Source organism: Nostoc sp. (assembly GCF_036917395.1).
In the GTDB taxonomy this organism is placed as follows: domain Bacteria; phylum Cyanobacteriota; class Cyanobacteriia; order Cyanobacteriales; family Nostocaceae; genus Nostoc.
Genome location: NZ_JBALDI010000079.1, coordinates 147,526 through 161,283, shown reverse-complemented (window position 1 = coordinate 161,283; position 13,758 = coordinate 147,526). Strand labels below are relative to the sequence as shown.

The following is a 13,758-nucleotide window of genomic DNA, read 5'->3' as shown; positions in this document are numbered from 1 at the left end:
ATGCATACGCCGAAATAACAAATGCATACGCCGAAATAACAAATGCATACGCCGAAATAACAAATGCATACGCCGAAATAACAAATGCATACGCCAAAATAACAAATGCATACGCCGAAATAACAAATGCATACGCCGAAATAACAAATGCGTACGCCATGATTACTCAGCAGTCGCCTGCGTGGGGAAGAAGCCTTTTCGGGGTGTACTGATTTTTTTTCAATTTCTTAAAAGTTTTGATCACGCTTGTTTGATCATTACTGCTAAATTCATCACACATTCCGGAAATTGGCGCTTTAATGCTGGAAAAACCGGACAAGGCGCTTGTTCTTGTAAATTATCCGGCTTACTCCAAGTAAAGGGGGCTTTCTGCGCTGCTGACATCCACACCAGACGCTTTGCTCGTGTCATTGCAACGTAGAGTAAACGGTACTCCTCAGATATTTTCAAATGCTTCGCTTGTTCCCATGCTTGCGTAACATCTGGGATGGTAGATTCTCCGTGGAGAGCAGCACGAATTTGGGCGCGGGCTACTTCTGATAAGGTAAAATCCCCTAAGAACTGGCTTTGGGGAGGAACCCAAAATCTACCAGGAATCAAGTTTTCGTGGAGGAAGGGAAGAAACACATAGTCCCAATCTAGCCCTTTGGCTTTGTGCATGGTAATAATAGTCAGTTGACCGCGACGAGTGTAACGTTCTTCCGAATCTTCGGTTTCCACTGGTTCAAACCGTTCGGAACTGACGATTTCACTTAAAGCTGACAGCATTCCCCCCATCGAACTATTACCAGCTATCTGCTGGTTTACCCGTTCTGCGAGTTTGTCAGCAGTTGCCAATTCTGCCTGGTCATAATTTAAGGTTAAGGCAAGAAAGGAAATTAACTGGTACAGAGGCAATTCCAAGCGAGCGCGGAGTAAACTGCGACACAAGCGAGCGGCTTTTTGGACTGTTTCTGACTGGGGTGCTGCTAAGGGACCAGGATACAAAAATTCTTCTGGGAGACTAGCAAGGGCGTTGAGGTCTTGGGTAGGAATTAATTGGCGCTGTACCAATGCCTCTAAGGCGGCTTTGAGGTAGTCGGGGGAGTGGGGACGATCGCAAAATTGCAGCAATGCTAAAATCTCTTGGGGAACATGGGAACGGCGATCGCGTTCTCCCACATCGTAGAGTATAATATTATGCTCTTTGCACACAGGTGTCAGAGCCTCTGCTAACCATCTTCCTTGGCGATTTTCTCGCACTAAAATCGCTGCACTATTTTGTGTTGGATCTTCGCTAAATAACTCGATCACTCTTTGAGATAACAATTCAACGGTGTGATGAATGTCACGCGGGGTATAAAGTTCTAATCCTCGTCCTATTGGTGCTGGGTTGGCGTTATTTTGCGGATCACCAGCTTCAACAGGGTGAATTGTTTGCAAGCGAAATGGTACTTGTCGATTGTCAGGAGTCTGTTGTTTTTTATTGGTTGTTGCTAACCACTGATTATTGATCCATTTGAGGGCAAAGTTAGCAGCTTCAATGATAATTCTAGTACTACGTCCAGCTTGATCCATCGTTGCTAATCGTTTGATGCGATCGCACTCTTCGCAAAATTGCCGAAAATAAATTGGATCGGCTGGGGTAAAGGTGGAGTTAATCGCTTGGTTGGGGTCGCCAACTCGTACTAGATTGAGTGAGGAATTAGGAGAGACGCGATTAATCGCGTCTGTACTGAGGAGTGAGGAGTTATCTCCCTTGTCCCCATCACTCGCCAAAATTTCTAACAGCTGCGTCTGTAGGGGGCTAGAATCTTGGGCTTCGTCTTCAAAGACGGCGAATACTTGGTTTTGCTCGATGCGACGGGCGCTGTCGTTTTCTAAAACGCGTAGTGCAGCTAAAATCATATCGTCGTAGTCGATGAAATCACGCGATCGCATTAAGTTTTGATATTGCTCATATAATCCCGCCGCTACGCTCAAAATTGCATATTCGTCTGTGGTTTGTTTACTCCACTCCCGCAATAATTCTGGGGATATCCCAGAACTTTTTGCTTCATGAATTACCGTATTAGCCAATTCCGGCAATACTTCTGTTCGCAGCACTGATTGGCGACGCAACCTTTCTGTCTCTTCTCCGTCAAATTGATGACCTTCTAATAACCGCAAATATATTCCTGGATTATTCGCAATCCATTGCTCTACGGCTGTGCGGATAAAGCGGTGACTTTGGGTTGGTGTAATTAATGTGACATTTTCTAACTGCAAACCCGATAAATCTGAATGGCGACTGGCAATATTCAACGCTAGACCATGTAGGGTATAGACAAAAAAGCCCATCTGAGGTAGGGATAATTCCTTTAAGTCTTTGCGGATCTTCGCTTTAATATTGGCAGCAGCGGAGCGAGTAAAGGTGACAACCACCAATTGACGGCGGGAGGATGAACGTTCATACTGACGGGCGATCGCGATCGCCGCCGCCGCCGCCATCCCAGTAGATTTGCCTGCACCAGGAACGGCAGAAATAGCTAGAGGGCCAGATTGCCAGTCAGCCATTTGTTGTTGTCCAGGGCGCAGACCGTTGCGGATTGCTAGAATCTTCTCACGCAGGTTAGGAAGAGGCGATCGCTCAGACAATTCTGAATGGAGTGATTCTTGAGCCACAGAAGCAGTAAATTTAGAGTCTGACATATCAAATTTTATATTTTAAATAGATCAGGACTTACGCATTGACAGAAAAGCCAAAATAACAGGTATAGTTTTCAAGGCTTATAGCTAGATTTTTCAATGATATTTTAGCGATCGCACCCAATCAAGGGTGATTGACCAAAGCCTGAAACAAGGTATTTACGTTGAGGCACAAGATAGTTATTTTGTACAGTGCGTAAGTCCTATAGATGTAGCCCTTTCAAGGTGACTCGAAAAATCTCGTTTTTTCTCTCTGCGCTACGGGCAGTTTGCTCAAGTCGGGAAACCCGCCCACGCAACTACCCTCCTCTGTGCCTCTGTGGTTTAAAAGTAATTTATCTAACCACTCCAGACGCAGAGAACACAGAGGTAAGAAGTTAAAAAGAGGTTTTTTGACTAACATTTTTACCCACCTTGAAAGGACTAGTCCTATAGATGTTGAATGTAATTCCCAAACCACAGATATGAATAATCTTTGGTGATTCTCTGTAAATATATCTTAAGCCCCCCTTAAAAAGGAGGGTTGGGGGGATCTTCCGGCTCGAAATATCACTAATTAGTACACTGAGGCGTAAGTTTGCCTAACGTTTAACAAGGAGATTTTGCCCCTTGTTAAGACCCAAGTCTTGTTAATTAAGATGGTATGTGGATTGACGCGCCCGCTGCACTAGTTAATTCGCAGCTAAGTCTAATGATTAAGAATGTAGAATAATTAATATATCGGTTGTTTACTATTAAAATAATAATCTAATTTTTGTTACGAGAGTGTATATAGCAACCCTGAATCATTCGTGAAAAGTAAGATACCCGACAACTTTTATGAAGTCGGGGATCTGGACACCGTGAATTTTCATAAACTTAAATATTCTGTCAATCCTGTGACTAAACAAATTAGCCAAGCGTTATTTGTTCAGTCACGGGATTGTTAAGAAATCTAAAAACGAAATCTCAAGCGATGCCTACGGCGGGCTGTATCTACGCAGCCTCACCTGAAGATTGATTATAGGCACAATGCAGATCCAACTATTGCCCGTTTTCATGAACTGCTATAAAAACCAGAAATACCGGGCTAACTTGTACAGTTGAAAATGACTTTTAGACTAGCTCTTTGAGATTTTACTGTTCTTCCACAGTTGATTCACTAAAGATAGCTACGTACAACCATCCTGCTAAGATAGCCCCGAAGATAGGAGCTATCCAGAACAGCCAGATTTGCGAAAAGAGTTCTGCACCTGCAAATAGAGCAACTCCAGTACTACGGGCAGGATTAACCGAGGTATTGGTTACAGGAATACTAATCAGGTGAATTAAAGTGAGTCCAAAACCAATTGCCAGTGGTGCAAATCCTTTAGGAGCACGGCTATCAGTCACACCCAGAATAATCAGCAGAAACATGAAAGTCATCACAACTTCAGTAATCAGGCAAGCAAACAGCGTGTAACCACCTGGAGAATGAGTACCATAGCCGTTGGTAGCCAGTGGGTTGAAGCCAGTCAGCGTAAATCCAGTTTTGCCGCTAGCAATCAGGTAGATAATGCCCCCAGCAACAACTGCGCCGATCACTTGAGAGAGGATGTAAGGTAGTAAGTCAGACCCCGGAAAGCGCTTACCTGCCCATAGTCCAAACGAAACAGCTGGGTTGAAATGACCACCAGAAATATGACCAAAAGCATAAGCCCCTGTGAGGACAGTAAGCCCAAATGCCAGAGATACACCTACTAATCCAATGCCCAATGGAAAAGAAGTATTCTCGCTGATTTTTGCAGCATCTTCTGTGTAGGCGGCGGCTAGAACAGCACTACCACAGCCACCTAAAACAAGCCAGAATGTGCCGATAAATTCGGCCAAACAACGTTTCGTCAGAGACATTTTCGGAAAACTCCTTGTTCAGCTATAAACGAGTAATGGCTATGTTGAATAATGCTTGAGTCATTCCTGTCAACAGGAAATCTATTGCGTTTGTTTCGTTATGAAACTAAATCGAAAAAATAGTAATTTGTTTTTTCCTCAATAATTGTGATGATAAAATATGCAGATGCTGGAAAAGCTAAAATTCCCTAAAAATGCTTAATTTATGAAGAATTTTGCTCTCATGATATAAAACTCATATTTGATTTTTGAAATATCCGTAGCGTAGCAAGTGCGTTTTTTTCAAAAATAAAATCGTATTGGTATATATCTGTTGAGATTCTTGATCCAGTGCGTTCTCTTAAAAGTTATTACAAAATTTAAATAGGTTTTGTGCTCTATACACTTTCATCTGAAAAAAATTGGGTTTTTCCTGTTACGGTCGTTACTTCATGACTGTTCAAGGGATATTATCATCCCTCAAAATGTGGACTTAGAGACGATTTATAAAGTAAAAATAAAATTCTTGTAGCGGAGCAGTGCGTTGTCCGGGTTCCCCGGCTTGTACCCATACGGAGAAGCAAGCAAGAGCGTCTCCCTTATGAGAAGCAACTGGCGTTGTCTTAGGCGCATATTTCGATATGATTTGTCACAAAAAATATGACTCTCGGCGATCACGCACCGCTATATAATACGTTGCGTTAGGCTAAAGCCGTAACACACCTTAACTTTTGATTTACTTTATAAATAGTCTCTTACACAGTTCAACGAAAAATCAAGGGTTTAGGCAAAGCACTGCGGAGCCAGTGCCAACTTCATGTTAAGAGAATTAAAGCAACTGGCGGCATTGGCCAAACAGAAAATTGAACCAATGCCGCCAGTTGCTATCTACTGTTTGGACAGTCTTAACAGATCAGATCACGTAGTTAGTTCTGTCTAAAATTAAATTTATTCGTCAATCTGCCAGGAATCCTTAGTTAATTCTTCATCCAGAATTTTCTTAGGACGAACAATGATAATAATTTGTCCTAGTAGAGGAATTTCTGGCTCATTTTCAAACCACTGAAAATCTAATTCACCACCATTTTCAACGACAAAGTAGCTAGAGACATCCCATTTTCGTTGGGCACGATCTACCACAACTACGACTGGCCCTGTTTGGGTTTGGGTTTGGATGGGGAAGCGATCGCTATTCGCTAAAATCACTACTGGATCTTCCGCCGCCAACAGCACTTGCCAACCTGGTAATGGTACCCAAGCTTGCTCTCCAGAAAACTTGACTAGGCGAAATGGTTCAATTTCTGTGACTATGGGCACAGCTTGCAAGTCTTGCCGTGACAATGGCAACTCGCCTACCACGGGCAAAATTCGGGGTAATTGTTCTTCAAATTCCAGGCGGTAAAAGGGTAAAATTGGCGCTGGACGCTGGGGAACGCTAGTAAAATCAGTCAGTAGCTGTTCGATTTTTTGCCTTGCTGCTGGCGTGTGAGCAAAACGCAAACCTTTGGCAATCAGGCGCGATCGCTGTTGTAAATCTGCATTTTGACGTGCCAGTTTCCAAACTTGGTGAGCAACAGCATCCCCAGGATGAGCAGAAAACCCTTCTGGCAAAGTGCGGAAATACGAAAACTCTTTAATTGCTTTTGCTACTTCCTTCACCTCATCCGCGTCGATTTTGTGGACGAAGATCAGTTCGGCGGCGGCGGCGCGTTCTTCTTGGGTAAGCAAACGCAGTTCGTATAAAACATCACTGCCACGTGTGGCGTAGTGCGATCGCGTTTCTTCCGATACTCCAGAGTTTTCTAAAGAATTGTAAACTTGGGAACCAACAACCACCTGATTTTGTTGAATCGGCTCAAATCCAGTCGCCTCAAAAATGTCTTGGGGATTGTAACCGGTTTTTAGCAATGAGGCGATCGCCGTTCCCCATTCCACCCAGTTGCCTTGTTTTTGCCTCAGCCTTCGCAGTAATTCTTGTGCTACATCGTTGGTAGTATTTTCTTCGGGATTCTGAGCGTTGGGTGGTAGATCAGTCATAATCGGAGTGCGAGCTTCAACTTGAGAGGTTAATTAACACCTCATGAGCAAGTCTTATTCTAATCTATGAACTACCCAGACCTACTGCCTTGAGTTCATCTGTAGAAACTTATCTCGACTTTAATTGTGTGGAATACAGATTGTCGGGTAGCACAGTTAGCTGTGCACCCCTACTGCACGTAGAAGGTTTGTTAAACTACCTCATCCATCACAAAAATTGCCATATTTAGGCTGATTTAGTTGGTTTTTCTAGTGCGACTTTTTTTAATTTAGATATTTGGGCAGGTAAATATCCTCTGTAGCACTCATAATAAACGTATTGAAACATGCAAATTAAGTCCGTAAAAACCCTTGATAGTTTCCAGCTATTCTCAACTAAACTTGGTATGGAATATAACAAGATAGTGAATATTTAAAGGAAATATCTTATGGATAAGGCCAGTCTCGAAATTGATAAAGTCCAATATCAAGTGATGACTCTCGAACGCTCAAAAAAGCTTAAAATCCTGGTAGTTGACGATGAGCCAGATAATCTCGATTTGCTTTATCGCACTTTTCGACGCGACTTTAATGTTCTCAAAGCTGATAGTGGGGTGAACGCCCTAGAAGTTTTGGCAGCAGAAGGGGAGGTAGCGGTGATTATCTCCGATCAACGGATGCCACAAATGAAAGGAACTGAGTTTCTCAGCAAGACTGTACCTCAGTTTCCCGATACGGTGAGGATAATTCTTACTGGATTTACTGATATTGAAGACTTGGTAGAGGCGATTAATGCCGGACAAGTCTACAAATATATTACCAAGCCTTGGGACCCAGGGGAACTGAAGGCAGTGGTGCAAAGAGCAGCAGAAACTTACGACTTGCTCAAGCAACGTACAGAAGAATTACGCCGTGCTCATGCTGAAATGGCGCTGCTAAGTGTTTTGGTACAGATAACTCAAGCAGCTTCTAGCTTAGAGGAAACTCTCACTCCAATTGCTAGGGCTGTGAGTCAGACTTTTGGAGCAGAAGGCTGTATCCTACAACTTACAGATGGAAATACTCTGGTTGCGACTCAAGGAACTTACAGCGATACAGGTACAATAGAGAATTGGCTATCTCTTGACCCACTAACAAGGGAAGCGATCGCCACCGGGCAAATGCAAGTTTCCTTAAATGTACTTAAAGACACTAAATTAGTTGATGCTATTCACTACAACAACACGGGTGTGCAAGCACATTTAGTTATCCCAATTAGCTACCGTAATGAACTTTTGGGTGTATTGTCATTACAGTGGAAACAACCCTGCACTTTGCGGGAAGATGAATTAATGCTAATTAATTTATCAGCCGAACTGCTGGCGATCGCTCTTACTAGTAGTGGTTACCATAAAACAAAAATTTAGCCTATAGTCAAGAGTCCAAAGTTGAACTCTTGACCCTTGAATTTTGAACGCCAGTTCAACGCCACTCCCCTCAACGGAGGGAACCCCGCACATGACTGGCTCCCCTTGACCCTTGATTCTTGACCAATGACTAACGAAATTCAGTCCATTTTTAACCGTATTGCTCCAGTTTATGACCAGTTGAACGACTGGTTGAGTTTGGGACAGCATCGAATATGGAAGGAAATGGCAGTTAAATGGAGTGCAGCTAAATTAGGTGATACTACATTAGATTTGTGTTGCGGTAGTGGTGATTTAGCCTTACGTTTGGCACGGCGTGTAGGAGCAACAGGACAGGTGTACGGAGTAGATTTTTCCCCAAACCTGCTAGAAACTGCTTCATTACGTTCCCAAAGGCAGTACCCTCAACCTGCTATCACCTGGGTAGAAGCCGATGTGCTTAATTTACCCTTTGATGACAACCAATTTGATGCCGCAACAATGGGCTATGGTTTAAGAAATGTTAAAGATATTCCCCGTAGTCTCCAAGAGTTATACCGTGTTTTGAAGCCGGGTGCTAAAGCCGCAATTTTAGACTTTCATCGACCGAGTAATCTTCAGCTACGTACCTTTCAGCAGTGGTATTTGGACGGTTTCGTGGTCCCAGTTGCCAATTATTTAGGTTTAAAAGAAGAATATGCTTACATCAGTCCCAGCTTAGACCGTTTTCCCATCGGAAAAGAGCAAATAGAGTTAGCACGTCAAGTTGGTTTTGCTGTTGCCACACACTACCCCATCGTGAACGGTATGATGGGAGTGCTGGTAGTCAGCAAATTTTAGATTTTAGATTTGGGATTTTCGATTGGGGACTGCGGAATAGGTAATGGCTAATGGATAATTGTTAGTAGTTAGTGGAAAAATAACTCATAACTAATAATCGCCAATTACCAATCCCCAATCCCTAATTTCTAATCTAGAATCCAAAATCCAAAATCCAAAATCCAAAATCCTGTGGACTGGTCTCATCTTTGGCTTTATGTGTCTCCCCCGGTACTGGGTGGAATTATTGGCTATTTCACAAATGATATAGCCATCAAAATGTTGTTCCGTCCTTACCGAGCAATTTATGTTGCTGGACGAAGAGTACCCTTCACCCCTGGATTGATTCCCCGCAACCAGGAACGTCTGGCTCTGAACATTTCCAAGACAATTATGGGGTCACTGTTGACACCACAAGAATTGCAAAATCTAGCGCGGCGATTGTTGCAAACAGAACGCGTGCAGGCAGGAATTCTCTGGTTGTTGCAGCTGGCGATCGAACAAATCAAAACAGATAAAAACGAGAAAAGTGCTAAAATTGTGGCGGGAATTTTGCGGGATTTGCTAGGGGAATCCTTGCCACGATTACTCAAGGTTTTAGCGCGACGTGAAGACTTTTTGGAAGTGCAGATCAATCAAATTTTTGACCAGATATTGCTGGAATTTCAACTGAGTGAAGAACAAGCTACGCGGCTTGCTGATTGGTTGTTGCAAGCAGTTTTACCGCCGGATATGCTGCGTCAAGCAATAATTGATTTTTTGACCGATCGCACAATTCAAATTATTGATGAAGGCTTCCGCGAAAAAACCAGTGGTACTTATTGGGTAGTAGCAAATTTGTTTGGCTTACGTAATACTCTTACACGGTTACGAACTTTTTGCTTGGATGAAAAGGAGGCTACTAATACTCGCTTGCAGGAATTGACTCAAGATTTACAAATGCGCGATCGCATTAGAAAATTACTGCAAAATTTATCATTACAAAACTTGCCAATGGGTACGGTGCGTCAACTTAGAAAGACCACCCGCGAAAGTGTCCGCCATTATCTGCAAAACAGTGGCAGTGATTTTTTACAAGGATTAACTGATTCCGTTGATTGGGAAAATATTGCTGGAGTCCTACTGAATCGTCTTAGTACTTCACCTGTTGTCAGTACTTCTTTAGAAGTCATGAGTCAAGAGTTGGCTCTACTTTTAGATAAGTATTTAGAAAAAGATTTAGAAGTAATTGTGGCGCAGGCAATTCCGATTTTGTCGATAGATCAAGTGATAGTTGACCGGGTAAAATCAACTTCCCCGGCTGATTTAGAAGCTGCAATTGAGGGAATTGTAAAAAATGAATTGCAAGCGATTGTGACTTTAGGCGGTGTTTTAGGTTTTGTCATAGGGTTATTGCAGACAGTGTTTTTAATCTTAAGTCAATATTAATTTTTTGTTTTTGTCTGTAAGTTTTTGTCAAATTATAGTTACAAGTTACACATATTCTGAAATGAGTGAAATTGAGCGATGTCTACGACATCGCTCTCGTTTTTATTCAGAGACACCCGAATTCATCCGTGAGGTAATAATTACGAATTACGTAGCTTGCTTCTTGCCCAAGGCGAGTATTACTAATTACCAATTATCTCTGTTTGCAATAATTGTACATCTTCAACTGATAAACCAGTTAATTTTGTCACTTCCTCTAAAGACATTTGGCTTTTGAGCAGATTCGCAGCCACCAGGCGAATGCCTTCTGCCTTACCTTCTGCTCTACCTTTTGCTTTAGCTTCAGCCTCAATTTCTTGATAAATTACAGATTCGCGCATAATGTCTCGGACAGCAATGCTCATTGGTGTCAATTTAAGCCAAAACACTTTTAAAGCCTTGTTTCCAGGTTCTACCCACCCCTGAAAAGAACTCACGTTAGCTTACAGCCGGATTGAAAACTGAGAGGGGAGTGGCAGTGATACCGCGCACAAAAATATCTACACAGGTTTCGATATAGTCTTCACAGCTATAGCTGCGTTGATTGAATTTTGCACTGCGGCATAGCATTCCAGCTAACAGCATTCCTGTAAACATATCGACTGCTGGAAATGGTTCGAGGTCTGCTCTGACGATGCCTCGTTTCTGACTCGATTGCAGGTAAGCTATCAGTTTTTCACCTAAAGGCTTGGCAGCTTCTTGAATCACTTGTTTGGCTGCCTCTGGATGACGTTTAGCTTCTCCAATGAAGGTACGAATTAAGTCCTCGTGTGCCTCTAGCATACTATTGTAAAGACGGGCATACTGTGTTAGATCAATTTTTAGATCCTGCGTCCACGCTTCGGGGTGTGCAAGGGCTTCTGTCTGGAGTACAAAGGCATTTTCGATTACTGCTCCCAGAAGTTGTTCTTTGCTAGCAAAGTGGCGAAATAAAGTTACCTCATTCACACCAGCAACACGAGCTATTTCACGGGTAGTTGCTCCTTGAACACCTAAACTGGCAAATACCTGCGAGGCAGCTTCTATCAAACGTCTACGGGTGAGAGTTGATGAACGGATGGTTTTATTCATTTATGCTGGCAAGTACTTACTTACATCGTAGGTTATGTAAAAAAAGTGGTGGCAATTTGGGATAAAAGAGTAATAATAAAAGTTGTCTTATTCGACACTAAAGTTCTATTAAGATTAACTATGAGTTTTTAAAATATATAATCATATAACTATTTTACAATCCCAAATTTCAGAAATACGAGATGTTTTTCTAAAACTAATCGAACTTTATCAAAAAAATAAACTCACAATTGGCTCTAACTTCAATCAATTTCATCATATTGTGGTAGCTAATGCTTTACTCATTTTAGTAACTGGCACAACTACCCCACTTCTTAAATAATGAGGTGCTCTTTGGATGGCAGTAAATCCCAGTCGTAAATAAAACCCTTCAGCATAAAGGCTAGCAGTTGTAATTACCTTATCTATACCTTGATCAGTTGCTTGCTCGCAAAAATGCTGAACTAAAGCACGCCCGATGCTTTTACCTTGATATTTAGGATGGACATACAGCCCGATGAGTTCATCAACAATAAAACTAGCGAAACCTATAACAACATCTCCCTCAATCGCAACCCAGAAAGTTTCCACTTTCATCCTCTTTAAGATATTTGAACCATCGGGCTTGTCGCAGTTATTACGCCAAGCTAAAAGTTCTTTTTTTGTGTAGAAAGTTGCAGGCAGAGCTTTGATAGCAGCAATATGAATTGCACTCAGCACCCACGCATCTGTTTCCTTAGCAGGTCGAAGAGATATTTCGTTAGCGCTCATAGGTTCAGGGCAGACATTCACTGATCCAAAGTTATCAAGTTTGGTTATGAGAAATTTTAGTTGCCCCAGCTTTGCCCGTCATAGACATCGCAACACATCAACTAGCCAAATTCTCAACTGCTTTACTGATATTAGCAGTTTGCAATTGAGTTACAACTCGCTGGACAATCTGCCGTCTGATTTCCTGAACATTTTGACTCGCAGCTGTAACCTGAGCAAGTACAGCCGCAGGGGCAGTTTGGGGAGAACCACTGTTAAAAGGAGGTTGGGGATTGTATTCAATCCCTAGTTGAATTGCTTGAGCGATCGCTTCCCCAAATAACTCAGCTGCTAAAGCCAGCCCAAAATCAATGCCAGCTGTCACACCGCCGCCTGTAATTCGATTGCGATCAATGACAACTCTTTCTGAAACTGTCTCAACTCCCAACATCTCAAGCAAATCCAGCGATCGCCAGTGAGTAGTAGCGCGATAGCCCTGAAGCAAACCAGCCGCCGCCAGCAGCAGAGAACCAGTGCAGACAGATGTAATGTAGCGGGCTTGTTTGGCTTGGGTTTTGAGAAAGTCGAGAAACTTTGGATCTTCCATCTTGGCATTGATACCTGGGCCTCCTGGCACAAATAACACATCTAAGCCTGGGGCTTGAGCAAAGGTTGTGTCCGGTAGAAAGGTAAGGCCGCAATCGCTTTGAATTGGTTCGAGTGTTTGGGCCAGCAGATATAATTGCGCGTTTGGCAATTTGGCAAAGACTTCGTAGGGGCCCGTGAAATCTAACTGCGTCACATTTGGGAACAATACTATTCCAATGGATAGAGAAGAAACTTGTTCATTTACAGTCATTATTTATGTCCTCGTTAAAAATACTCAAGATGCCGATACTTAAGCAAAATTATAATGTATCTAGTTATACTATTTACCGACAATCTTCAGCCAATTGCTCACCCAAGCTCAATAGTATAACTCCTGAAATATAAACACCTATAATCCTATCGACAAAACGTATAATTAGAATTAAAGTACGGTAAGTCTATCGACAATACGTTTATTATAGATAAAGCAATAAAATAACCAACTTCAAAAGACAAATTTTGAAGTAATCAAGCAATATCGTTTGATATTTGGCTAGTTTTGCTGTGTTTACTTGAATATATCCTCAAAGCTTGCTTATTAGAGTATTTACCAAGCCAGAAGACATCATAAAGTCAAAAGGAGTGAATGTGATCAACGCCATACAGATTAACGAAAATTTGACAACCACAGGACAAGTCATACCAAAACAGCTTGAGCAAGCTATCCAAGAAGGTTTTAAGTCCGTTCTAAATCTGCGATCGCCTGATGAACTAGGATTTTCCCAGGATGAGCAAAAAGTAGCAGAAGCATTGGGGCTGCATTATACGAATGTTCCACTCAAGGTGGATTTAAAAAATTTGAATGAAGAGGCGATTACCAAAATCCTTATGATCCTAGAACAAATCCCTAAACCAGCAGTTGTGCATTGTGCAGCCGGGATGCGATCAACTGGAATCGCGCTATTGAGTATCGCTATCCACGAGGGATTAACACCAGAGGAAACCTTAACAAGAGCTAAGAATCTGGGTTTTGGATTCTTTGAACACGCTGGTGTTAGTCCCAGGCTGAAGCAATTATTTGTGGACTACGTTAACAAACACGCGAAAGTAGCTGTGCCTACTCACTGAAATATCTGTACTTAGCTAACAATAAGGCATGTATATCAAT

General features: G+C 42.3%; 12 protein-coding genes. 5 read left to right on the top strand and 7 right to left on the bottom strand.

Translation table 11 applies throughout. From position 1 onward, the window contains the following. The coding region (locus V7K46_RS28035) for a hypothetical protein (RefSeq protein ID WP_442939880.1) at nt 1-212 on the top strand (212 nt) is incomplete at its 5' end. A 28-nt stretch (nt 213-240) separates the two neighbouring features. Here V7K46_RS28035 and V7K46_RS28030 read toward each other — a convergent pair. From V7K46_RS28030 to V7K46_RS28020, 3 genes are all read right to left on the bottom strand, one after another. After that, nucleotides 241-2,670 carry an ATP-dependent helicase gene (locus tag V7K46_RS28030; protein ID WP_335119074.1) on the bottom strand — a complete coding sequence of 810 codons (2,430 nt, stop codon included), beginning with the start codon at nt 2,668-2,670 and terminating at the stop codon, nt 241-243. Nucleotides 2,671-3,783: 1,113 nt separating this feature from the next. After that, entirely contained in the window at nt 3,784-4,536 is a 753-nt protein-coding gene (aqpZ, locus tag V7K46_RS28025) for an aquaporin Z (RefSeq protein ID WP_335119072.1), read from the bottom strand. Between the two features lie 927 nt (nt 4,537-5,463). Next, on the bottom strand, nt 5,464-6,552 hold the full coding sequence (locus V7K46_RS28020; RefSeq protein ID WP_335119070.1) for a RuBisCO accumulation factor 1: 1,089 nt from the start codon (nt 6,550-6,552) through the stop codon (nt 5,464-5,466). 428 nt (nt 6,553-6,980) lie between these two features. On the opposite strand from V7K46_RS28020, the gene V7K46_RS28015 reads away from it, so the two are divergent. From V7K46_RS28015 to V7K46_RS28005, 3 genes are all read left to right on the top strand, one after another. Further along, complete coding sequence (locus V7K46_RS28015; RefSeq protein ID WP_335119068.1) at nt 6,981-7,937, top strand: response regulator; 957 nt, start codon at nt 6,981-6,983, stop codon at nt 7,935-7,937. A 126-nt stretch (nt 7,938-8,063) separates the two neighbouring features. Next, nucleotides 8,064-8,756, top strand: coding sequence for a bifunctional demethylmenaquinone methyltransferase/2-methoxy-6-polyprenyl-1,4-benzoquinol methylase UbiE (gene ubiE / locus V7K46_RS28010; protein WP_273767858.1), 693 nt, complete (start codon nt 8,064-8,066; stop codon nt 8,754-8,756). Between the two features lie 171 nt (nt 8,757-8,927). Further along, entirely contained in the window at nt 8,928-10,163 is a 1,236-nt protein-coding gene (locus V7K46_RS28005) for a DUF445 domain-containing protein (RefSeq protein WP_335119066.1), read from the top strand. A 182-nt stretch (nt 10,164-10,345) separates the two neighbouring features. On the opposite strand, the gene V7K46_RS28000 is transcribed toward V7K46_RS28005, so the two are convergent. From V7K46_RS28000 to V7K46_RS27985, 4 genes are all read right to left on the bottom strand, one after another. Continuing rightward, complete coding sequence (locus V7K46_RS28000) at nt 10,346-10,639, bottom strand: hypothetical protein (protein ID WP_335119064.1); 294 nt, start codon at nt 10,637-10,639, stop codon at nt 10,346-10,348. Nucleotide 10,640: 1 nt separating this feature from the next. Continuing rightward, nucleotides 10,641-11,273 carry a TetR/AcrR family transcriptional regulator gene (locus V7K46_RS27995; RefSeq protein ID WP_335119062.1) on the bottom strand — a complete coding sequence of 211 codons (633 nt, stop codon included), beginning with the start codon at nt 11,271-11,273 and terminating at the stop codon, nt 10,641-10,643. 255 nt (nt 11,274-11,528) lie between these two features. Next, nucleotides 11,529-12,023, bottom strand: a complete 495-nt coding sequence (locus tag V7K46_RS27990) for a GNAT family N-acetyltransferase (protein WP_335119060.1) — start codon at nt 12,021-12,023, stop codon at nt 11,529-11,531. Between the two features lie 97 nt (nt 12,024-12,120). After that, nucleotides 12,121-12,861 carry a DJ-1/PfpI family protein gene (locus V7K46_RS27985; RefSeq protein ID WP_335119058.1) on the bottom strand — a complete coding sequence of 247 codons (741 nt, stop codon included), beginning with the start codon at nt 12,859-12,861 and terminating at the stop codon, nt 12,121-12,123. Between the two features lie 377 nt (nt 12,862-13,238). Between V7K46_RS27985 and V7K46_RS27980 the strand changes: the two genes are divergently transcribed. Beyond that, nucleotides 13,239-13,718, top strand: coding sequence for a beta-lactamase hydrolase domain-containing protein (locus V7K46_RS27980; protein WP_334966670.1), 480 nt, complete (start codon nt 13,239-13,241; stop codon nt 13,716-13,718). The last annotated feature ends 40 nt before the right edge of the window (nt 13,719-13,758 follow it).